The following is a 21,380-nucleotide window of genomic DNA, read 5'->3' on the forward strand; positions in this document are numbered from 1 at the left end:
AAAGCCAGCCTGAGTGGCCCCCGAATATGCCTGGATCAGACGCGGTGGAGCCCGCGCATAAGAAAAGGGCCGGGCGCCCATGGCGCCCGGCCCTTTCTATTCGGATTGCTCCGAACCTAACGCTTAGAGAGCGTTGGTTGCGGTTGCTTCAGCAGCGTTTTCAACGGCTTCCGAAGCGTTTTCAACCGATTCACCAGCGTTGGTGAGGGCGGTGTCAGCAGCGTTCAGAGCGTCGGTCGCAGCAGCGTTGACGTCGACAACGGCTTCGTTGACGGTCATGTCAGCGGCGTTGGTGTCGTTGGTGGTTTCGGCGTTGTTGCAAGCAGCAAGCGCGGCAACCGCGACGAGCGAAAGAGCGATCTTCTTCACGAGCATTCCCCTATTCGAATGGGTAATAATTCTGCTGGGCGAGGGCCTTTGGCACAAGGCCTCCGGCGTTCCAGCAGCTGCGTTCATTATGACAAGCAATTCGGCATGTCCATAGCTTTGTCTACTAGCTTGGTTGTCAAAGCGTCGCCTACTTCCTCGTTGACCGGCATATAAAGACATCTTTATATCCGCAAATATGTCAGACAGACCGGAAATCTTTCGTTCGCTGGGCGATCCGACCCGCCTTCGTATCCTTGCGCTGCTGCGGGCAATGGAATTGTCGGTGGGCGAAGTCGCGCAAGTTTTGGGGCAGAGTCAGCCCCGCGTGTCGCGCCATGTGAAGATCTTGATCGATTCGGGCCTGGTCGAACGGCGCAAGGAAGGGAGTTGGGTATTCCTGAGCCTCGCGACTGCGGAGCGGGTGACGCCGCTCTTCGCTCTTCTCGACGCCTGGGCGGCGCTCGACGGAGAAGATCCGTGGGCGATTGCCGACGCGGCGCGCCTCGCCGCGGTACGGGCGGACCGGACGGCGGCAGCGGAGCGTTACTTCTCAATCCACGCGTCGAATTGGGACGAAATCCGCTCGCTCCATATTGCCGAGAGTGAAGTCGAGGCGGCGATTGCGCGGGCGCTCAGCGATAGGCCGGTGGGACGTCTTACCGATATCGGCACTGGAACGGGCCGGATGCTGGAGTTGTTTGCCCCGAATGCGGATGGTGCCACTGGCATTGATCGGTCGCCGGAAATGCTGCGGCTCGCCCGTGCGAAACTGGGTGAGGCGGGCCTCGCTGCGGATCTTCGCCAAGGGGACATGTATGCGCTGCCATTGCCGTCCGAGTCGGCGGACACCGTGATCATTCATCAGGTGCTTCACTATGCGCAGCAGCCAAATGCGGCGATCACGGAGGCTGCCCGTTTGCTTGCGCCGGACGGACGCCTGCTCATCGCCGACTTCGCGCCGCATGAGCGTGAGGAACTGCGCGACCGCGATGCCCATACCCGCCTCGGCTTTGCGGACGAGACGATGCTCAAATATCTGGATGGCGCAGGCCTTGAAGGCCGCGTCGTCGAGCATCTGAAGGGCGGCGAACTCACCGTCACCATCTGGATCGGCGAATGCAAGCGCCGCCACCTGAAGGCTGTCGCATGAGCCCGGTCGCGCCCGCGCTCGCCCATGGAGGCAAGCCGCTTTTCGAGGATGTCGCGGGAGACATCGGGGTCTCCTTCGAATTCTTCCCGCCCAAGACGGAGAAGATGGAAGCGACCTTGTGGGACTCGATCGAGACGCTCGCGCCGCTCGGCCCGCGCTTCGTATCGGTGACTTATGGCGCGGGCGGCTCCACCCGCGCACGCACCCACGCGACGGTGGAGCGGATCGCGAAGGAAACCGGCCTTGCCGCCGCTGCGCACCTCACCTGCGTCGAGGCGAGCCGGGGCGAGATAGACGATATCGCGCGGGCCTATTGGAACGCGGGCGTGCGGCATATCGTCGCCCTGCGCGGCGATCCGCCGGAGGAGGGGAAGGCGTTCCAGCCCCATACGCAAGGTTATGCCAATGCCGCCGAGCTGGTGGCGGGCCTGAAAGCCATCGCCCCTTTCGAAATCTCGGTCGCGGCCTATCCCGAATGCCATCCGGATTCGGCGAACAAGGCCGCCGACCTCGATAACCTCAAGCGCAAGATCGACGCGGGCGCGGACCGGGCAATCACGCAATTTTTCTTCTCGCCCGAATGCTTCTTCCGCTTCCGCGACGACGTGGCGGCGGCGGGGATCGATGCGGAGATCGTGCCGGGCATTCTCCCCGTGTCGAACGTCGCCCAGACCCGTAAGTTCGCAGCGATGTGCGGGGCGAGCATCCCGGCCTGGATGGATCGGCTGTTCGAAGGCCTCGACAACCTCCCCGCCGCCCGCCAGCTCATCGCGGCGACCGTTGCGGCGGAACTGTGCGGCCAGCTGTATGCAGGCGGCGTCCGCCATTTCCACTTTTACACATTGAACCGGGCCGAGCTTTCCTACGCGATCAGCCATATGCTCGGCCTTCGTCCCAATGAGTTTGCGGCGTGAACGCGAGAGAAAAACTGATCCGCGCAGCCAGGGAGCGAATCCTCCTGACCGACGGCGCCTTTGGGACCGAAATCCAGAATTATGGGCTGGATGAAGCCGCCTATCGCGGCACGCTCGATCTCGCCCGCGATCAGAAGGGTAATAACGATATTCTCGCGATCACGCGGCCTGAGGTCGTGGACGAGATTACCCGCGCTTATCTGAAGGCTGGGTCGGATATCGTTTCGACCAACACGTTCAGCGCCAACAAGATCAGCCAAGCCGATTATGCCGCCGAACATCTGGTGCGGGACATCAACCTGCAATCGGCCCGCATCGCACGCAAAGCTGTCGATGAGGCGGAAGCCGCAGACGGGCGCCCGCGCTTTGTGGCGGGCGCGATCGGGCCGACCAACAAGACCTTATCCTTGTCGCCGGACGTCAATGATCCGGGCTTCCGCGAAATCGATTTCGACGAATTGAAAGAGGTCTATCGCGAGCAGACCGATGCGCTTCTCGACGGCGGCGTCGATTTCATCCTGATCGAAACCATTTTCGACACCCTCAACGCCAAGGCCGGCATCATGGCGGCAATCGAGGCGGGCGTGGCGCGCGGGCAGGACGTGCCGCTGATGATCTCCATGACCATCACCGATCTGTCAGGACGCAATCTTTCCGGCCACACGGTGGAAGCCTTCTGGCACGCCGTGAGACACGCCAAGCCGGTGACGATCAGCCTCAATTGCTCGTTCGGCGCGGAGCAGCTTCGGCCGCACGTGCAGACGCTGGCGCAGGCGGCGGATACGTTGGTGATGGTCTATCCCAATGCCGGCCTTCCGAACGAACTCGGCCAATATGACGAGCTGCCGCGCCAGACCGCGGACTTCGTCGGCGAATGGGCGCGACAGGGGATGGTCAACATCCTTGGCGGCTGCTGCGGCTCCACCCCTGCCCATATCGCGGCGATGGCGGAAGCGGTGAAGGGCCTCGCGCCGCGCGTGCTGCCCAAGCCTCCGGTCATGACGCGATTGGCCGGTTTGGAAGCGATGAATCTGGCTGCCTGACCGTCTTTCCCGTTCGTGTCGAGCGAAGTCGAGACACGAGGCACGGGATGAAGCGTTTCTCGACTTCGCTCGAAACGAACGGATTTTTGTTCTTAGATGACCCAGTCTAGCTCCACCTTCGTCAATATCGGCGAGCGCACCAACGTTACCGGATCGGCCAAATTCAAGAAGCTGATCATGGCGGGTGACTATGCCGCCGCCGTTGAAGTCGCGCGCCAGCAGGTGGAGAGCGGCGCGCAGGTTGTCGACATCAATATGGACGAAGGGCTGCTCGACGCGGAAGCGGCGATGACGACCTTCCTGAAGCTGATTTCCGCCGAGCCCGACATCGCCCGCGTCCCCTTCATGATCGACAGTTCCAAATGGAGCGTGATCGAGGCGGGCCTGAAATGCGTGTCGGGCAAGCCGATCGTCAATTCGATCAGCCTGAAGGAAGGGGAAGAAGAATTCCTCGCCCACGCGCGCAAGGTCATGGCCTATGGCGCGGCGGTGGTCGTCATGGCCTTCGACGAGACGGGCCAAGCGGACACCAAGGACCGCAAGGTCGAGATTTGCGAGCGGGCCTACAAGACCCTCGTCGGCATCGGCTTTCCGCCCGAGGACATCATCTTCGATCCCAATATCTTCGCGGTCGCGACGGGGATAGATGAGCATCGCACCTATGCGGTGGATTTCATCGAGGCGTGTAAGGAAATCCGCAAGCGCTGCCCGCATGCGCATATTTCGGGCGGCCTGTCGAACCTCAGCTTCTCTTTCCGGGGCAACGAGCCGGTGCGGCGGGCGATGCACTCGGTTTTCCTCTACCACGCCATTCCGGCGGGCCTCGACATGGCGATCGTCAATGCCGGGCAGCTCGACGTCTACGACACGATCGACCCTGAGCTGCGCGAGGCGTGCGAGGATGTGATCCTCGACCGGCGGGACGATGCGACCGAGCGGCTGGTCGCGCTGGCGGAGAAATATCTCGGTTCCGATCCGGCCAAGGAAAAGGAAGCCGCCGAATGGCGCGGTTGGCCGGTGGGCAAGCGGCTCGAACATGCGCTGGTGAAGGGCATCGACGCGCATGTCGTCGAGGATACCGAGGAGGCCCGGCAGCAGGCGGCGCGCCCGATCGAGGTGATCGAAGGGCCGCTGATGGACGGCATGAACGTCGTCGGCGACCTGTTCGGATCCGGCAAGATGTTCCTCCCGCAGGTCGTCAAATCCGCCCGCGTGATGAAGAAGGCGGTCGCGCATTTGATCCCCTTCATCGAAGAGGAAAAGGAGCGGACCGGAGCCACCCAAGGCAAGGGCAAGGTCGTGATGGCGACCGTGAAGGGCGATGTGCACGACATCGGCAAGAATATCGTCGGTGTCGTGCTGCAATGTAACGGCTTCGAGATCGTCGACCTGGGCGTCATGGTGCCGTGGCAGGATATTCTGAAAGCCGCCGACGAGCATGACGCGGATATGATCGGGCTTTCGGGCCTCATCACGCCGTCGCTCGACGAGATGGTGAAGGTGGCCGCCGAAATGCAGCGGGCAGGCATGACGCGGCCTTTGCTGATCGGCGGGGCGACGACGAGCAAGGTGCATACCGCGCTGAAGATCGACCCGGCCTATGACGGGCCGGTGCTCCACGTGCTCGACGCGAGCCGCGCGGTAGGCGTGGCCTCCGCGCTTGTTTCCGACACACAATGCACGCCGCTCGTCGAGAAGACCGCCGCCGATTACCAACAGGTTCGCGAAACCCGCGCCAACAAGGGGCAGAATGAGCTGGCGAGCCTCGCCGAAGCGCGCGCCAATGCTTTCCCCTACGATCCGGCGGGCAAGGCACCGATGCCGCAGCGCCCTGGCGTCCATCATTTCAACGACTGGCCGATTCGCGAGCTTCGCAGCGTGATCGACTGGACTCCCTTCTTCCGCGCCTGGGAGCTGGCGGGCAATTACCCCGCGATTCTCGAGGACGAAGTGGTCGGCGAAAGCGCGCGGGCTCTGTTCAAGGACGCCGAGGCGATGCTCGACAGGATCATCGCGGAGCATTGGCTGACGGCCAGCGCGACCGTCGGCCTGTGGCGCTGCCGCCGCGAGGGCGACGATGTGTTGGTGCTGGCGAGCAATGAGGAAACGCGCCTCGCTTTCCTCCGTCAACAGATCAAGAAACGTGAGGGCCGGGCCAATATGTGCCTTGCCGACTTCATCGATCCTGACGGCGAAGACTGGATTGGCGGCTTTGCGGTCGGGATCCACGGCATCGACGCGCATCTCGAACGGTTCAAGGCCGCGAACGATGTTTATTCGGACATCCTGTTAAAGGCGCTGGCCGATCGCCTGGCCGAGGCCTTTGCCGAATTGCTCCACGCCCATGTTCGGAACAGCGTCTGGGGCTATGCGGACGAGCATTTCACCAACGCGGAGCTGATCCGGGAGACTTATGCAGGTATTCGCCCGGCGCCCGGTTACCCTGCCTGCCCCGACCACAGCCTGAAGCCGATCCTATTCGACATGCTGGGCGGCGCGCCTGCTGGCGGGGTGACGCTGACGGAGAGCTTTGCCATGCTGCCGACCGCGGCGGTTTCCGGCTTCTATTTCGGGCACAAGGACAGCCAATATTTCGGCGTCGCGCGGATCGGGCGGGACCAGCTGGAGGATTATGCCGGCCGGCGCGGGGTGACGCTGGATGAAGCGGAAAGGTGGCTGCGGCCGAACCTCGACTAGAGCACGTCACCCCGGCGAAAGCCGGGGTCTCTGGACAACAATCCGCCTCTTCCGTGAAGAGATTCCGGCTTTCGCCGGAATGACGTGATTGTGGCTGCTACTGGCAGTTCGTCCCGTCGCCCGGCACGATGTCCAAGCACTTTCCGTCAATCTCGCCTTGCGGGACATTCAATCCGATGAGGCTCGCGAGGGTGGGCAGGATGTCCACGGTCATCGCGCTTTCCTGACGATTGTCCGGCGCCACGCCCGAACGCCAGAAGAGGATCGGGACCATGCGGTCATAATCGTGGATCGTGCCGTGCGTAGCCACGATGCCGGGGCGGGGGTTGGCGATCGTGGTGATGTTGCGCTTCAGCGCGACGAGGAGGTCGCCGGAACGCTCCGGATCGAACGAGGCGCGGAACTTGTCGAGCGTTGTCCATTGTTCCGGGCGCGTCGTCGGCAACGGATGCGCGGCAACTTCGGCGGCGGTGTAAACGGCCTCCACCTGCGGATGCGCGGCGATGAGCTGCTTGCCCAGCGCGATCACCTCCGCGTGGCGGCCTTCAGGCACGCCCGCCGCGACGTGATATTCCCCGGCCAGCACATCGCCCGACAAGCCGAGGCGGCGGCCGATTTCGGTGCCGATCGCATCGGGGGAGATGCTTTGCGCCATGCGGGCGGCGTCCGCGATGCCCTGTTCGCGCGCTCGCTCCGGCGCGTCGGCACCGCCATGATCGGCAGTCAGGACCACCGCATAATCGACGCCCGATTTGTCGAGCAGGCTGAAAAAGCCCGCGAGATCGGCGTCGAGCGAGGCGATTTGCAAGCACATTTCCATACCGTCCGTGCCGAAGCCGTGGCCGACATAGTCCGTGGCGGCGAGGCTGACGGCGAGAAGGTCGGTATGGCCGCCCTTCCCCAGCTGCATCTGCTGGAAGAGCGCGCCCGCCATGGCGAGGGTCGCGCCGTCCAGTTCCGGCGAACGGGTGAAGGCGGATGCGTCCCCGGCTTCGCGGGCGAAGCGTCCGGTGCCGACCGTCATCGTGCCGACGGTGACGGGTTTGTCCTTGCCCGCGCAGAAAGCGGGCGGGGTGAGTGGCGCGCGGGGCTGTGCGAGGGCTTGGGCGACCACTCCGTTAACCTGCGCGACGACCGGGGCGGGCGTAGTGACAAGATCGGATACGAATGTGTTCGATTTCCAATACCAGCGCTGGTCGGGGCCATGGCCGCCCATCATGATCGCCGAGCGGTCCTTGCCCGCGACTGCGACGATACGCGCGGCGGGATCGGCCCTTTTCATCCGGTCGCCCATGGCAGGCACTTTCAGGTGATAGGGGGAGACGGTGTAAGCGCGCGACGTGCTGCCGGGCACCCGCTCATCTTCCGCGCAATAAACGTCCTTGTCTTCGCGCGGAGCCTTGCGGTCGTACCAGGCATTGGCGACGATCCCGGTGCGGGCGGGGTGCGAGCCGGTGAGGATCGTCGAATGACCGGGGCAGGTTTCGGTCGCGGCATGGGCCTGATAGCCGTTGGCGAAAGCGACGCCGTCCGCAAGGCGCTTCAGGCCGCCGGTGAAATGCGGACGGTAACGGTTGAACAGGACGGTCGAAAATTGATCGACTGAGATCGCGACGATCAGCTGCGGCTTCTTCGGTGCTTCTTGTGCGAAAGCGGGCGCGGAGAGGGCGGTGGCGGCCAAGGCCGCGGCGGCGAACAGGAACTTCATCATTTCCCCCGAGGGTAGCGGTTTCGTTCCCATGCTATACAAGCGCCCGGAATCAACAAGGAGCTTCGATGCCCGCTGTTCTTTGCAGATTGATGATGGCCGCCTTGATGCTGCTTGGCCTTCAGGCGCCGGCCCTGGCGCAGCAAGCCGGCGGCAAGAATATCGCCGTTTCTTTGCTCACTGGCGCCAAAAAGGTTCCGGCGGGCGGCGCCATTCCCATCGCCTTCATGATGAAGCCCAAGCCGACCTGGCACGGCTATTGGAAAAACCCCGGCGATGCGGGCGCGGAGGCGACGATTGCCTGGGATTTGCCGCCGGGCGTAAGCGTCGGCGATCTGCGCTATCCGCTGCCGGGGCGCCTGGTCGTGTCGGGCATCATGAATTATGTCTACGAGCATGATTATGCCCTGCTCGCCGAATTGAAGCTGGCGGGCGATGTGGCGCCGGGCACGCCCCTGCCCTTGAAAGCCAAGCTCGACTATCTCGCCTGCACGGACGAGATTTGCGTCCCGGAAAGCGCGGAATTGTCGGCGGAGATCGTCGCGGGCGCGGCGGGCAATGCTGTGGTGCGGGATGCGCGCTTCGATGCGTTCGAGGCAGCGATGCCCAAGCCTTTGGGCGCGGACGGACGGTTCGTGGTCGAAAATGGCCGGGTGCGGATCGGCGTGCCGCTCCCCGCCGCCATGGTCGTTATCGATCCTTACTTCTTCCCGCTCGAATATGGCGCGCTTGACCATGGCGCCGTGCAGACGGTGAGCCGCAACGGCGACATGCTGATCGTCGAAACGCAGGCGGGCAGCAATGCGGCGGGCCTCGCCAAGATCGATGGCCTTTTGAAGATCGGCGAGGGACAGGGGTTGTCGCTGACCGCGACGCCCGGCACCGTGCCGCCCGCGGGCGATCCGATTGGAACCGCGGGCGCTGAAGGCGCGGGCGGGATCGGCGTGATCCTCGCGGCCCTCGGGGGCGCCATCCTCGGCGGCCTCCTCCTCAACATCATGCCCTGCGTGTTTCCGATCCTGAGCCTCAAGGCCTTGAGCCTCGCCAAGGCGGGCGGCGACGAGATGGCGGCGCGGCGCGAGGCCTTGGCCTATACGGCGGGCGTGGTTCTGGTGTGCCTTGCGCTTGGCGGCGTCTTGCTCGGCCTTCGCGCGGGTGGCGCAGCGGTGGGCTGGGCCTTCCAGCTTCAGGATCCGCGCGTGATCCTGATCTTGCTGCTGCTGGTGACGGGTATCGCGCTCAACCTCGCCGGGCTTTTCGAACTTCCGGCGATCAGCGGCGGAAGTAAGCTGGCGAGCGCGGGCGGCGCACAGGGGGCGTTCTGGACGGGCGCACTCGCGGCCTTCGTCGCGACGCCCTGCACCGGGCCGTTCATGGGCGCGGCTTTGGGCGCGGCCCTGGTGCTTCCGACGGCGGCGGCGCTTGCCATCTTCGCGGGGCTGGGGCTTGGCCTGGCCCTGCCCTTCCTGCTGCTCGGCTTCCTGCCTGCCCTGCGGCGGCGCCTGCCCAAGCCCGGCGCGTGGATGGAGCGGCTTCGGCGTATCCTTTCCATTCCGATGTTCCTGACCGCGCTCGGCCTTGCCTGGATACTCGGGCGGCAAGCGGGCGTGGATGCCATGGCGCTTGGGATAGGCGCCGCCCTGCTCCTCGCCTTCGGCTTGTGGTGGGTCGGCATCCGGCAGGGGCGTCCCCGCGCCTGGCTGCCGCTGGCGCCTGCATTGGCTGCCGGGCTTGCCGCGATCCTGATCGTGCCGCTCGAAATGCCTGCACAGGCCAGGGTGCAGGGCGTGCTCCAGTCCGAACCGTTCAGCGAGGCGAAGCTCGCCGCGCTGCGCGGTGAGCAGAGGCCGGTCTTCGTCTATTTCACCGCCGATTGGTGCATCACCTGTAAGGTCAATGAAAAAGGCGTGTTGTCGCGAGCCGACGTGGCGCAAGGCTTTAAGTCGCGCAATATCGCGGTGCTCGTCGGAGACTGGACGCGCGGCGATGCGGCGATCGGCCGCTTCCTTGCCCAGCACGGCCGGTCGGGCGTGCCGCTTTATCTCTATTACGCGCCGGGGCGGGACGCGGAGATTCTGCCGCAGATTTTGACGGTCGGAGATATGGCGGCGCTCGGGCGCTAAGACTGAATTCGTCATGCGAGCGGAGCGAAGCAATCCGGCGGTGCGGTATCGAGCCGCCAAATGGATTGCCTCGTCGCAGTTTCCTCGCAATGACGATCCGGATTACTTCCGCTCCCAGACCTTTTTCCCCGCGACCCAGGTTTCGAGAACCTTGGTATCGCGGATTTGGGCGGGGGTGATCTCCCCGAACAGGTTGCGGTCGATGAAGAGGAAGTCGGCCATGCGCCCCGGCTCCAGCGTGCCGAGGCGGTCTTCGGCGAAGCTCGCATGGGCCGCGCCGCGGGTGAAAGCGTTGAACGCTTCGATCATGCTGATCTTTTGCTGCGGAAGCCAGCCGCCCGGCGGGTTGCCGGTCGCGTCTTCACGGCTGACCGCTGCGGCAAGGCCCGCGAACGGGTTGGGCGATTCCACCGGAAAATCGGATCCGAAGGCGAGTGGCACCTTGTTGTCGAGCATGGAGCGCCAGGCATAAGCGCCGCCCAGACGATCGAGGCCCATGCGCGCTTCGGCCATCTTCCAATCCGACGTTTCATGGACAGGTTGCATGGAGGCGATCACGCCGTTGCGCGCGAAGCGGGTGAGGTCGGCGGGATCGACGATCTGCGCATGTTCGATGCGCCAGCGACGGTCGCCCTTATAGGTTTCCGAAAGCTCTTCGATCGCGGAGAGAAGCTGGGCGTTGGCCGCGTCGCCAATCGCGTGGACCGCAACCTGGAAGCCGTCCATCGCGGCGCGGCTCATCAGATTCTTGAGCTGAGCGTCGTTGAGGAAGCCCAGGCCCTTCTGGCCCGGCGCGTCGCGATAATCGTGCTTGAGCCATGCGCCGCGCGAACCCAGCGCGCCGTCGCTGTAGAGCTTTACGCCGACCATGCGGAGCTTGTTGTTGTAGAGCCAGGGCGTCGGGCCGGTGCCCGCAACCGCGATCAGGGGTTCGATGCCCGCGCTATAGGAGAGGACGCGTACGTCGAGTGCGCCCCGGTCCGCCGCGCGGCGGATGGTCAGCCAGTCCTCGGCGCTCGTGCCCATGTCGGCGACGCTGGTGAGGCCGAGGGAGAGCATGACCTCCTGCGCTTTCAGCAGCGCATTGTCGTTGACGCGCGGAAGCGGCGGCGGGACGACGCGCTCGACGAGCGGCATGGCGCCATCGATGAAAACGCCGACGGGCTGCTTGCCCGCCATTTCGATCCGGCCATCGGCGGGCGACTTGGTTTGCGCGGTGATGCCCGCTTCCTTCATGGCGAGCGTGTTGGCCCAACCGGCATGGCCATCGACGCGGCGAAGCCAGACCGGACGGTTCGCGACGACGGCGTCGATCTCGGCGGCGGTCGGGAAGCGACCGAGGCCCCACGTCTCCTGGTTCCAGCCATGGCCGACGATCCAGCGCGGGGAGGGGTTGGCGGCGGCAAAGGCCGCGATCTTCGCCTGCGCTTCGGCCAGGGATTTCGTGTCGCTGAGGTCGAGGGATAGGACGAGATGACCCAGGCCCATCAGATGGCCGTGGCCGTCGATCAGCCCCGGAATGACAACGCGGCCCTTGCCGTCCGTCAGGAAATCGGTGCGCGGGCGCTTGTCCTTCTTGTCGAGCAGCTTCTCGACCTTGCCCTCGTCATCGACGACGATGCCGGTGAAGCGGACGAGTTCGCCCTTCTGGTTGAGCGTATAGCCGTTTACATTGTCGACCAACACGTCGGCAGCCGCGCCCTGCGCCACAGCGAGGGCGGCGAAGCCCGCAATCCATTTCTTCATTTGCCGGTGAGCCTTCTGATGAGCGATGACGTGTCCTGACGGCTGCCGCCCATGGCGACGATATCCGCGTAAAATTGGTCGAGAAGCGCAGTCACGGGGAGCTTCGCGCCGTTGCGCCGCGCCTCGTCGAGCGTGAGACCCAGATCCTTGCGCATCCATTCGACGGCGAAGCCGAAGTCGAACGAACCTTCGCTCATCGTCTTCCAGCGATTGACCATCTGCCAGCTTTGCGCGGAGCCGCCGGAAATGGCGTCGAGCACCTTGTCGGTATCGAGCCCCGCTTCGGTCGCGAAATGTAGGGATTCGGCGACGCCCTGAACGGCGTTGGCGATGGCGATCTGATTGGCCATCTTGGTTAGCTGGCCGTGGCCGTCCGGGCCGATATGGACGATGCGGGCGCCATAAGCGCGCATGATGGGTTCGGCCGAGGCGAAGGCGATTTCGGTGCCGCCGCACATGATGGCGAGCTGGCCATTTTCCGCCCCGGCCTGGCCGCCCGAAACGGGTGCGTCGAGGCACAGGATGTCGCGTGCGCGCCCTTCCTCCGCAAGATGGCGGGCGATGCGGGCGGACACGGTGGTGTGATCGATGAAGAGCGTGCCGGGCCGCATGTTGCGGAAGGCGCCGTCCGCCCCCAGCGTCACTTCCTCCAGATCCTTGTCCGCGCCGACACAGGAAATGACGACATCCGCATTGCCCGCCGCAGCGGCCGGGGTCGGCGCATGGCTTCCGCCATGTTCGGCGACCCACGCCCGCGCCTTTTCGGCGGTGCGGTTGTAGACGGTGACATGATGCCCGGCGGCGATGAGATGCCGCGCCATCGGGGCGCCCATCACGCCCAGCCCAAGATATGCGATCCGTGCCATGATTGGCTTCGATAGGGGAGGTTTGGGCGCAGTGCTAGATGCCATTCCGGTCGTCATGCTGAACTTGATCCAGCATCCATGGCGGCGAGTGACGTGCGGCCGGAAGGATGGACCCTGAAACAAGTTCAGGGTGACGGTTGGAGGGGGTGACGATGCGGCAGGATGGACGGCCTCGCTCTTCCCGCCTACAGCTTCGCGCCATGGCCAGCTTCGTGAACCGTCAGGACTTCCCCGTTTCTATCGCCGATGTCGAGGCGGCTGCGGAGCGCATTGCGGGCGCTGTGGTGCGCACGCCGACCTTGCTATCGAAAACGCTGTCCGAGGTGACGGGCGCGACCGTCTATGTGAAGTTCGAGAACCTGCAATTCACCGCCGCCTATAAGGAGCGCGGTGCCCTCAACAAGCTGCTGACGATGGGCGAAACGCAGGGTGTCATTGCGGCATCGGCCGGCAATCATGCGCAGGGCCTGGCCTATCACGCCAAAAGGCTCGGCATTCCGGCGACCATCGTTATGCCGAAGTCGACGCCGACGGTGAAGGTCATGCAGACCGAAGGGCATGGTGCCACCGTGGTGCTGCATGGCGAGTTGTTCGATGAGGCTTATGCGCATGCGCTGCAGCTTGCCGAAGAACGCGGCCTGACCTTCGTCCATCCCTTCGACGATCCGGCGATCATTGCGGGGCAGGGGACGGTGGCACTTGAAATGCTGACCGACGCGCCGGACATCGACACGCTCGTGGTGCAGGTTGGCGGCGGCGGCCTGATTGCAGGTATGGGCGTCGTGGCCAAAACGATGCGGCCGGATATCGAAGTGGTCGGTGTTCAGGCCGAGCTTTACCCGTCCATGTATGCGTCGATGAGAAACGAGGAATTGCCATCGGGCGGGGACACGATCGCGGAAGGCATCGCGGTCAAGAAGCCGGGCGCGCTCACTTCCACAATCATCCGCGAAGTGGTGGATGACATGCTGATCGTTCCCGAACGCGACATCGAGACGGCGGTGAGCTTGCTCGTCCAGATCGAGAAGACCGTGGCGGAAGGGGCGGGCGCCACGGGCCTAGCGGCGCTGCTCACCCATGAGGAGCGCTTTGCGGGGAAGACGGTGGGCCTCATCCTGTCCGGCGGCAATATCGACCCGCGTTTGCTCGCCACGGTGCTGCTGCGCGACCTTGCCCGGCAGGGGCGCCTCGCGCGCCTGCGTATCGAGCTACAGGATCGGCCCGGCGCGCTGTTCTCCGTCATCCGCATCTTTGAACAGCATCAGATCAATATCGTCGAAGTCTATCACCAGCGCATCTTCACGCCGCTGCCGGCCAAGGACACGTTCATCGACATCGAATGCGAAGCGCGCGACGCGGCGCAGATGGCGAAACTGGGCGAGGCTTTAAAGGATGCCGGCTTCAACGTGCATCCTGTCGATATCCATTAGCCTACATCGTCATTGCGAGCGAAGCGAGGCAATCCAGCGGCGCCCAAGATGGCCGCGAAGTGGATTGCTTCGTCGCTTTGCTCCTCGCAATGACGAGTGACTTTGAAAACAAAGGCTTATTGTGCCGCTGCGGTACGTCTGGACCAAGCTGCTCTTTTCTTGGGAGCCCGACGGGCGCATAGTTGTTCATTGAAATAGCAAAGGCAGGTTGGAGTCGCCGTGAGCGCCCCGTTTCGTTTCCCCCGCTTCTTCGTCACGACGCCCGCGCCGTGCCCCTATCTGCCGGGGAAGACGGAGCGCAAGGTGTTCACGGAACTGAGCGGTCCGCACGCGACGGAGTTGAACGACGCGCTCGGCCGGATCGGCTTTCGCCGCAGCCAGGGTGTCGCCTATCGCCCCTCCTGCATCGACTGTTCGGCCTGCGTATCGGTGCGCGTCGTCGCGGAAGAATTCACGCCCAATGCGACGCAGCGCAAGCTCATCCGCCGCCATGCCGACCTCGACGTCACCGCTTGCAAGCCGTGGACGACCGAAGAGCAATATGAATTGCTCGGCCGCTATTTGAAGGCGCGGCATCCGGCGGGCGGCATGGTCGGCATGGACGAAAGCGACTTTGCCGACATGGTGGAGCAAAGCCCGGTCAAGACCTTCCTCGTCGAATATCGCGAGCCTTCGGACGGCGACCGGCCGGGCAAGCTGGTTGGCGCCTGCCTCACCGACCAGCAGGGCGACGGGCTGTCGATGATCTACAGCTTCTTCGAAACGGACGATCCCGCGCGGCCGGGCCTTGGCACCTATATCATCCTCGACCACATTATGCGGGCGGGGCGTGCAAAGCTGCCCTACGTTTATCTCGGCTATTGGGTCTCCGAAGCGCGGCGCATGGCCTATAAGGCAAAGTTCAAGCCGCTGGAGCGGCTCGGTTCGGACGGCTGGCGCCGGTTCGAGCCCGACCAGCGGGAATTGCCGCTAGGCTGAGGGGCTCACCCTTCTGGCAGGAAGGGCGGATTGGGAATCGTCAGCGCGGCCTTTGCCAACGCCTTTGCCCATTCAAGCGACAGTTCGTTGAAATAGGTGTCGTCGGGCTGGATGCGGCGGGTGAGAACCGGCTGGCGATTGTCCTTCGGCATCACCATGAGATCGATCGGCCGGGCAACGCCTAAATTCGAGCGCATGGTGGAATCGAAGGACAGAAAGGCGAGCTTCACCGCAAGCGGCAGGGGCGTCATGCAGTTGAGGCCGCGGTCGAGAATCGGTCGGCCATATTTCGTTTCGCCGATCTGGAAAAAGGGCGATTCCGGCTGGCATTCGATGAAATTGCCCGCCGAGTAGATGAGGAAGAGGCGCGGCGCTTCCGTACCCACCCGGCCGCCAAGGAGTAGTGAAACGCTGGTGCTGATGTCATGCGGCGCCAAAGCGGGGTCCATCGCATTGCGCACGACTTGCACGGCTTCGCCGACCAGATGTGCGGCGCGGAACATTGTCGGCACGGAGTCGAGGTGACGGATGCCGTCCGTCCCGTCATGACTTGGCAGGCCCTCATTGAGCAGGCCGATGACGGATTGCGTGACGGACAGGCTGCCCGACGTGCATGCGAAGATCTGCCGGTCCGGCGCTTCCGCGAGCGTGTGGAGCTTCCGGTAGCAGGAAAAATTGTCGACGCCCGCATTGGTGCGCGTGTCGGCCATCATCACCAGCCCGGCGTCGAGCAGCATTCCAAGGCAATAGGTCATCGCGGCTTTCTCCCGATTGGGAAAAAGCGAGGGCGGCGATCCTGTTCCCGCTACCTTGTCGTCATTGCGAGCGAAGCGAAGCAATCCAATGGCACCGGAACTGGCCGCAAGATGGATTGCTTCGTCGCTTCGCGTCTCGCAATGACGGAGGGATCACATGTGCAGCACTCTGCCGTAAGCGGAAAGAACGCTTTCGTGCATCATCTCGGAAAGCGTCGGGTGCGGGAAGACGGTGTTCATCAGCTCCGCTTCGGTGAGCTCGCCCGCCTTGCCGATCGTATAGCCCTGGATCAGCTCGGTCACTTCCGCGCCGATCATGTGGGCGCCGAGGAGCTCGCCGGTCTTGGCGTCGAACACGGTCTTGATGAAGCCTTCCGGCTCCCCGAGCGCGATCGCCTTGCCATTGCCGATGAAAGGGAAGTTGCCGACCTTCACCTCATAACCAGCCTCCTTGGCCTTCTCTTCGGTCAGGCCGACGCTGGCGATTTGCGGGTGGCAATAGGTGCAGCCCGGAATGTTCTTCGGATCCATGGCATGCGGATGCTTGCCCGCAATCGCCTCGGCCGCGATCACACCTTCGTGGCTGGCCTTGTGGGCGAGCCAGGGCGGCGCAGTGACATCGCCGATCGCGTAGAGGCCCTCGACATTGGTCTTGCAAGCGCCATCGGTCACGATATGGCCGCGCTCCATTTTGACGCCCAACGTTTCAAGGCCGATATTCTCGGTGTTGGGCACGATGCCGATGGCGACGATGACGTGGCTGAAATCGCTCTCCACGATCTTGCCGTCCTTGCCCTTGATCGCGGCCTTTACGCCATTGGCGCCAACATCCAGCTTCTCGACGCCGGCGCCGGTCATGATCGTCATACCCTGCTTCTTCAGCGCCTTTTCGAGATGGGCGGAGATGTCCTTGTCTTCGACCGGCACGATGCGGTCGAGCATTTCGACGACCGTCACGTCTGACCCCATGTCGTTATAGAAGCTCGCAAATTCGATGCCGATAGCGCCCGAGCCGATGACGAGCAGCTTGGACGGCATCTCCTTCGGCGTCATTGCGTGGCGGTAGGTCCAGACGCGGTTGCCGTCCGCCTTGGCGAAGGGCAGGTCGCGGGCGCGGGCGCCGGTCGCGACGATGATATTCTTGGCGGTAAGCTCGGTCGTCTTGCCGTCCTGCGCCGTCACCGTCAGCTTGCCCTTACCGGTCAGCTTGCCGGTGCCCATGTGCACGGAGACCTTGTTCTTCTTCATGAGGCCGGTGACGCCCTTGTTGAGCTGGCTCGCGACCCCGCGCGAGCGCTTCACCACCGCGTCGAGATCCGCACTGATCTTCTCGGCGGCGAGGCCATAATCCTTGGCATGGCTCATATAATGGAAGATTTCAGCCGAGCGCAGCAGCGCCTTGGTCGGGATACAGCCCCAATTGAGGCAGATGCCGCCCAGAAGCTCGCGCTCCACGATGGCGGTCTTGAGCCCGAGCTGGCTCGCGCGGATCGCGGCCACATAGCCGCCGGGGCCGGAGCCGAGAACGATAAGGTCGTAGGTTTCAGCCATTGATTGCTCCATCGGGCGCGAAGACGGCGCGCCTCAGCCTTGATTGTCCATCAGCCCCGGGACACGCCGGGGTTGCCGGTCCTCGCCGACCGCCACGAAGGTGAAGGTCGCGCGGGTGACGCGGCAGGTGTCGTCATTGTTGCGGGCGCGGCGCCAGGCTTCGACATCGACCTTCATCGACGTGCGGCCGACCGAGACGAGTTTTGCGTAGACCGACACTTCGTCGCCCACCAGAACGGGCCGGTGAAAGGTCATGCCATCGACGGCGATAGTGACGGCGCGGCCACCCGAATGGCGTGACGCGACGGAGCCTGCGGCCAAATCCATCTGGCTCATCAGCCAGCCCCCGAACACGTCCCCATAAGGATTGGTGTCGGCGGGCATGGCTGTCACCCGAATGGCAGGCGCGCCGTCCGGCATGACTTCGTCGTCGGACCCCATCAGGCGAGCATTCCGAGCGGCGCTTCGACGAGGCGCTTGAACGCGGCCATCAGTTCGGCACCAACGGCACCGTCGATGGCGCGGTGGTCGAAGCTGCCGGTCGCGGTCATCACCGTGGCGATCTGCAGGCTGTCATTGACGACGTAAGGACGCTTCTCGCCCGCGCCGACCGCCATGATCATGGCCTGGGGCGGGTTGATGACGGCATCGAACTGCTTGATGCCGTACATGCCGAGATTGGAGATGGACGCGGTGCCGCCCTGATATTCGTGGGGTGCAAGCTTGCCGTCGCGGGCGCGCAGCGCGAGATCCTTGGCTTCCTGCGCGATTTTCGACAGCGGCTTGTTCGCCACATCGGTGATAACCGGCGTGATGAGCCCGCCCTCGATCGCCACGGCCATCGAAATATCGGCGCGGCTATATTTCAGCAGATTGTCGCCCGCGAAGGCCACGTTCGCATTCGGCACGTCGGTGAGTGCGACGCCCAGCGCCTTGATGAGCAGGTCGTTGACGGAAAGCTTGATGCCGCGTGCCTCAAGGCCCTTGTTGAGGTCGCCGCGCAGCTTGAGGAGCGCGTCGAGGTTGCAGTCCACCGTGAGGTAGAAATGCGGCACCGTCTGCTTCGATTCGGTGAGGCGGCGCGCGATCGTCTTGCGCATGTTGGAAAGCTTGATCGTTTCGCCGGGAATGTCGCCAGCGACCGGCACTGCGGCTTGCGGCGCGGCGGAGGGCGCCTGGCCCGGAGCGGCGGCGCGCGGGGCGAGGCCGCCCGCATTTTCGATGTCCGCCTTCACGATCCGACCGTTCGGGCCGGAACCGGTGATGCCAGAAAGGTCGATGCCCTTTTGTTCGGCGATGCGGCGGGCGAGCGGGCTCGCCTTCACGCGATCGCCGCCAGCGCTGGCCTGCGGCTGCGCTTTGACGAGCGGCGCGTCCTGGGTGGGAGAAGCTCCATAGCCCTTTTCCTGCGGTTCCGGGGTCGGAGCCTTGGCCGGCTGTCCGGCGCCAGTTTCGCCCGCATCCGTCGCGACCGCCCTGGGCTGCGCCGAAGCCGCTGCACCGGCGTCCTCGCCTTCCTCAGCAATCATCGCGATCACGGTGCCGACCTTCACGCCGTCCGTGCCCTCCGGAACGAGCAGCTTCGCGATCGTGCCTTCATCGACCGCTTCGAACTCCATCGTCGCCTTATCCGTCTCGATCTCGGCAAGGAGATCGCCGGACTTCACAACGTCCCCTTCCTTCACCAGCCATTTGGCGAGGGTGCCTTCCTCCATGGTGGGAGACAAAGCGGGCATCTTCAGTTCGATGGGCATAAGCCGGACTTTCCTCTTGGGCGCGTCTGTGCGCCGTCCAAACAGCAAGTGGGTGCATTGGGTCAAGGGTGAAGCTTGCGTCAACCGGCAATCTGGCGCAGCGTTCCAGGAAATAAGGGAGAGGCGCGGTGCGCACATATCTGGTGGTGATCGACGATAGCGCGGAATCGCGCGTAGCCCTGCGCTTTGCCGCCCGCCGCGCCGCGCGGACGGGAAGCGCGGTGACAATCCTCGCCCTCATCGATCCGCCCGAATTCGTCCAATGGGGCGGTGTTCAGGCGGCGATGGAGGAAGAAGCGCGGCTCCGCGCTGAAGCGAAGGTGCTGGAAGCCTCCGGCGCGATCCTCGACGAAGCGGGCATCCAGCCGTCCGTCATTACGCGCCAGGGCGATCCGGTGAAGGTGATCGGCGAATTGCTTGCCGAACGGGAAGTCGCCGCGCTGGTCCTCGCCGCCTCGCCGGATGGCGGGCCGGGACCGCTTGTCGCTCACTTTTCGAACGTCGCGGCAACCTTGCCTTGTCCGCTGATGATCGTGCCGGGTGGCCTCAGTGAGGAGGCGCTGGACCGGATTAGCTGAGGCGATTGCGCTTCTGCGAAAGCAGGAGTCCAGATGAAACGTTGAGTGGCTGGGTTCCTGCTTTCGCAGGAACACTCAAGCGAGGCGATCCGCAATCCGCGCGATCAACGCCTCGCAGCCCTTCGCATCCTCCGCATCGAACCGCGCCGGGCTCGGACTGTCGAGGTCGAGGACGCCGATCAATTGGCCGTCATGAAGGATCGGCACGACAAGTTCGGACGCCGATGCGCTGTCGCAGGCGATATGGCCGGGGAAGGCGTGGACATCCTCCACCAATTGCGTTTCCCGGCTTTCCGCCGCCGCGCCGCACACGCCCTTGCCGAAAGGGATGCGAATGCAGGCGGTCTTGCCCTGGAAGGGGCCGAGGACGAGGGTGCCGTCCACATTGCGGTAGAAGCCCGCCCAATTGAGGTTGGGCATCGCGTCCCAAAGAAGAGCCGCGACATTGGCCATGTTGGCGATCGCATCGGGCTCGCCATGGGTCAGCGCGTCGGCCGCATCGGCGATCTGGCGGTAGAAATCAGCCTTGTCCGCAGCCTCGATCCTGAATTCGAACATTCTTGCTCCTTCGCGGCTAATCCATTCTCACCTTGCCGCGCCCCTGCTTGACGCCGCTCCGTTTCTTCTTCTCGTCCACCCTTTTGGCCTTGGCGGCGCGGCTGGGCTTCGTCTTAACCCGTTTCGCCTGGCGGATATGGGCCTTGGCAATGAGTTCCGCCAGACGGGCGCGGGCCTCTTCGCGATTGCCCTCCTGCGTACGCCACGTGCGGGCGGTGATGACGATCTCGCCGCCGCTTGTCATCCGGCTTCCCGCCAGCGCCTTGAGGCGCCGGTAGACGTCGGGCGCGAGGCCGAGCTTGAAGACGTCACAGCGTAATTGAACGGCGGTCGCGACCTTGTTGACATTCTGGCCGCCCGGTCCGGAGGAAGCGATGAAGCTTTCCTCCAGCGCATCCTCCGGAATCGGAAAGGGGTCAGAGGTCGGCATCGGTGAAGCCGGCCTGGACGAAGGTCGGCGGCAGCGGGGCCTTGGCCTCTATGGCCGGTTTGCCGTCCCGCTCAATCTTCAACGAGAGGGCATGGAGCAGCATCGGACCCTTTCCGGCGCCATAAATGGGATCGCCGGAGATGGGATGGCCTAGACCCTCAGCTGTATGCACCCGAAGCTGGTGGGTACGGCCGGTCTCCGGTTTGAACAGGACGAGCGCGCGGCCATCCTTCGCCTTGAGAAGGCGCCAATGGGTGAGGGCGGATTGGCCATTCGCGCGGGGGATCATGCGCCACCCTTTTTCCGCTGATGAGATTTTGGCGAGGGGGAGGTCGATCGTGCCCTCCGTCGCAGTGGGGATGCCGTCCAGCACCGCGACATATTGCTTTTCCACCCGCCGCGCTTCGAAAGCATGGCCAAAGCGCTTGTGGGCCTTGGGGTTGCGGGAAAGGAGGAGGCAGCCGCTCGTATCCTTGTCGAGCCGGTGCACGGGACTAGGGAGGCGCTGGAAGCCGAAACGGAGGGCATCGAGATAATCTTCGAGACTCTCCCCGCCCTTCTTGCCCGGCGTCACGGCGAGGCCCGCGGGCTTGTCGAGGACGATCGCTTCCGCGTCGATATAGAGGATTTTTTCGGCCCACATGATCACAACCCGCCCGTCATCCCGGCGGGAGCCGGAATCTTGTGACGGATAAGGCGCCCTTCCGTCGGGAGACCCCGGCTTTCGCCG

Annotated in this window: 19 protein-coding genes; 8 read left to right on the forward strand and 11 right to left on the reverse strand. The window is 64.1% G+C overall.

From position 1 onward, the window contains the following. Window positions 1-123: 123 nt before the first annotated feature. On the reverse strand, window positions 124-369 hold the full coding sequence (locus C7I56_RS01100) for a lipoprotein (RefSeq protein ID WP_158702947.1): 246 nt from the start codon (window positions 367-369) through the stop codon (window positions 124-126). 196 nt (window positions 370-565) lie between these two features. On the opposite strand from C7I56_RS01100, the gene C7I56_RS01105 reads away from it, so the two are divergent. The 4 genes from C7I56_RS01105 (at window position 566) to metH (ending at window position 6,173) form a co-directional block, all read left to right on the forward strand. Next, on the forward strand, window positions 566-1,519 hold the full coding sequence (locus C7I56_RS01105; RefSeq protein ID WP_106638714.1) for an ArsR/SmtB family transcription factor: 954 nt from the start codon (window positions 566-568) through the stop codon (window positions 1,517-1,519). Beyond that, entirely contained in the window at window positions 1,516-2,433 is a 918-nt protein-coding gene (gene metF, locus C7I56_RS01110) for a methylenetetrahydrofolate reductase (RefSeq protein WP_106638715.1), read from the forward strand. The genes C7I56_RS01105 and metF overlap by 4 nt, the downstream gene beginning before the upstream one ends. Next, a complete protein-coding gene (locus C7I56_RS01115) occupies window positions 2,430-3,476 on the forward strand; it encodes a homocysteine S-methyltransferase family protein (RefSeq protein ID WP_106638716.1) in 1,047 nt (348 codons plus the stop codon). The genes metF and C7I56_RS01115 overlap by 4 nt, the downstream gene beginning before the upstream one ends. Before the next feature lie 96 nt (window positions 3,477-3,572). Then, window positions 3,573-6,173 (forward strand): methionine synthase, encoded by a 2,601-nt coding sequence (metH, locus tag C7I56_RS01120; protein WP_106638717.1) that lies wholly within the window; start codon window positions 3,573-3,575, stop codon window positions 6,171-6,173. A gap of 97 nt (window positions 6,174-6,270) precedes the next feature. Here metH and C7I56_RS01125 read toward each other — a convergent pair whose 3' ends face one another. After that, window positions 6,271-7,884, reverse strand: coding sequence for an alkaline phosphatase family protein (locus tag C7I56_RS01125; RefSeq protein WP_106638718.1), 1,614 nt, complete (start codon window positions 7,882-7,884; stop codon window positions 6,271-6,273). Window positions 7,885-7,949: 65 nt separating this feature from the next. Here C7I56_RS01125 and C7I56_RS01130 point away from each other — a divergent pair, with 65 nt between their 5' ends. Beyond that, a complete protein-coding gene (locus C7I56_RS01130; RefSeq protein ID WP_106638719.1) occupies window positions 7,950-10,004 on the forward strand; it encodes a protein-disulfide reductase DsbD family protein in 2,055 nt (684 codons plus the stop codon). Window positions 10,005-10,106: 102 nt separating this feature from the next. Here the strand turns inward: C7I56_RS01130 and C7I56_RS01135 are convergent, their stop codons facing one another. Together C7I56_RS01135 and C7I56_RS01140 are read right to left on the reverse strand one after the other, a co-directional pair. Further along, a complete protein-coding gene (locus tag C7I56_RS01135) occupies window positions 10,107-11,750 on the reverse strand; it encodes an amidohydrolase (RefSeq protein WP_106638720.1) in 1,644 nt (547 codons plus the stop codon). Then, window positions 11,747-12,616: an NAD(P)-dependent oxidoreductase gene (locus C7I56_RS01140; protein ID WP_106638721.1), complete on the reverse strand. Its 870-nt coding sequence runs from the start codon at window positions 12,614-12,616 to the stop codon at window positions 11,747-11,749. The genes C7I56_RS01135 and C7I56_RS01140 overlap by 4 nt, the downstream gene beginning before the upstream one ends. A gap of 200 nt (window positions 12,617-12,816) precedes the next feature. Here C7I56_RS01140 and C7I56_RS01145 point away from each other — a divergent pair, with 200 nt between their 5' ends. Continuing rightward, window positions 12,817-14,046: a threonine ammonia-lyase gene (locus tag C7I56_RS01145; RefSeq protein ID WP_106638722.1), complete on the forward strand. Its 1,230-nt coding sequence runs from the start codon at window positions 12,817-12,819 to the stop codon at window positions 14,044-14,046. Window positions 14,047-14,265: 219 nt separating this feature from the next. Next, on the forward strand, window positions 14,266-15,024 hold the full coding sequence (locus C7I56_RS01150) for an arginyltransferase (protein ID WP_106638723.1): 759 nt from the start codon (window positions 14,266-14,268) through the stop codon (window positions 15,022-15,024). A gap of 5 nt (window positions 15,025-15,029) precedes the next feature. Here the strand turns inward: C7I56_RS01150 and C7I56_RS01155 are convergent, their stop codons facing one another. The 4 genes from C7I56_RS01155 to C7I56_RS01170 form a co-directional block, all read right to left on the reverse strand. Further along, the gene (locus C7I56_RS01155; protein WP_106639563.1) at window positions 15,030-15,779 is read right to left on the reverse strand and encodes a proteasome-type protease; all 750 of its coding nucleotides are present in this window, start codon (window positions 15,777-15,779) and stop codon (window positions 15,030-15,032) included. Window positions 15,780-15,932: 153 nt separating this feature from the next. Next, entirely contained in the window at window positions 15,933-17,330 is a 1,398-nt protein-coding gene (gene lpdA / locus C7I56_RS01160; protein WP_106638724.1) for a dihydrolipoyl dehydrogenase, read from the reverse strand. Between the two features lie 33 nt (window positions 17,331-17,363). Beyond that, entirely contained in the window at window positions 17,364-17,771 is a 408-nt protein-coding gene (locus tag C7I56_RS01165) for an acyl-CoA thioesterase (RefSeq protein ID WP_106638725.1), read from the reverse strand. Further along, the gene (locus tag C7I56_RS01170; RefSeq protein ID WP_106639564.1) at window positions 17,771-19,084 is read right to left on the reverse strand and encodes a pyruvate dehydrogenase complex dihydrolipoamide acetyltransferase; all 1,314 of its coding nucleotides are present in this window, start codon (window positions 19,082-19,084) and stop codon (window positions 17,771-17,773) included. The genes C7I56_RS01165 and C7I56_RS01170 overlap by 1 nt, the downstream gene beginning before the upstream one ends. A gap of 128 nt (window positions 19,085-19,212) precedes the next feature. Between C7I56_RS01170 and C7I56_RS01175 the strand changes: the two genes are divergently transcribed. Continuing rightward, window positions 19,213-19,662, forward strand: coding sequence for a universal stress protein (locus tag C7I56_RS01175; RefSeq protein WP_106638726.1), 450 nt, complete (start codon window positions 19,213-19,215; stop codon window positions 19,660-19,662). Window positions 19,663-19,737: 75 nt separating this feature from the next. Here the strand turns inward: C7I56_RS01175 and C7I56_RS01180 are convergent, their stop codons facing one another. From C7I56_RS01180 to C7I56_RS01190, 3 genes are read right to left on the reverse strand one after another with little or no spacing between them, the layout of a single operon-like run. After that, complete coding sequence (locus C7I56_RS01180; protein WP_106638727.1) at window positions 19,738-20,220, reverse strand: GAF domain-containing protein; 483 nt, start codon at window positions 20,218-20,220, stop codon at window positions 19,738-19,740. A 16-nt stretch (window positions 20,221-20,236) separates the two neighbouring features. Then, on the reverse strand, window positions 20,237-20,650 hold the full coding sequence (gene arfB / locus C7I56_RS01185; protein ID WP_106638728.1) for an alternative ribosome rescue aminoacyl-tRNA hydrolase ArfB: 414 nt from the start codon (window positions 20,648-20,650) through the stop codon (window positions 20,237-20,239). Further along, entirely contained in the window at window positions 20,637-21,293 is a 657-nt protein-coding gene (locus C7I56_RS01190) for an RluA family pseudouridine synthase (protein WP_425352356.1), read from the reverse strand. The genes arfB and C7I56_RS01190 overlap by 14 nt, the downstream gene beginning before the upstream one ends. Window positions 21,294-21,380: the final 87 nt, after the last annotated feature.

The organism is Allosphingosinicella vermicomposti (assembly GCF_003012815.1).
Taxonomy (GTDB): domain Bacteria; phylum Pseudomonadota; class Alphaproteobacteria; order Sphingomonadales; family Sphingomonadaceae; genus Allosphingosinicella; species Allosphingosinicella vermicomposti.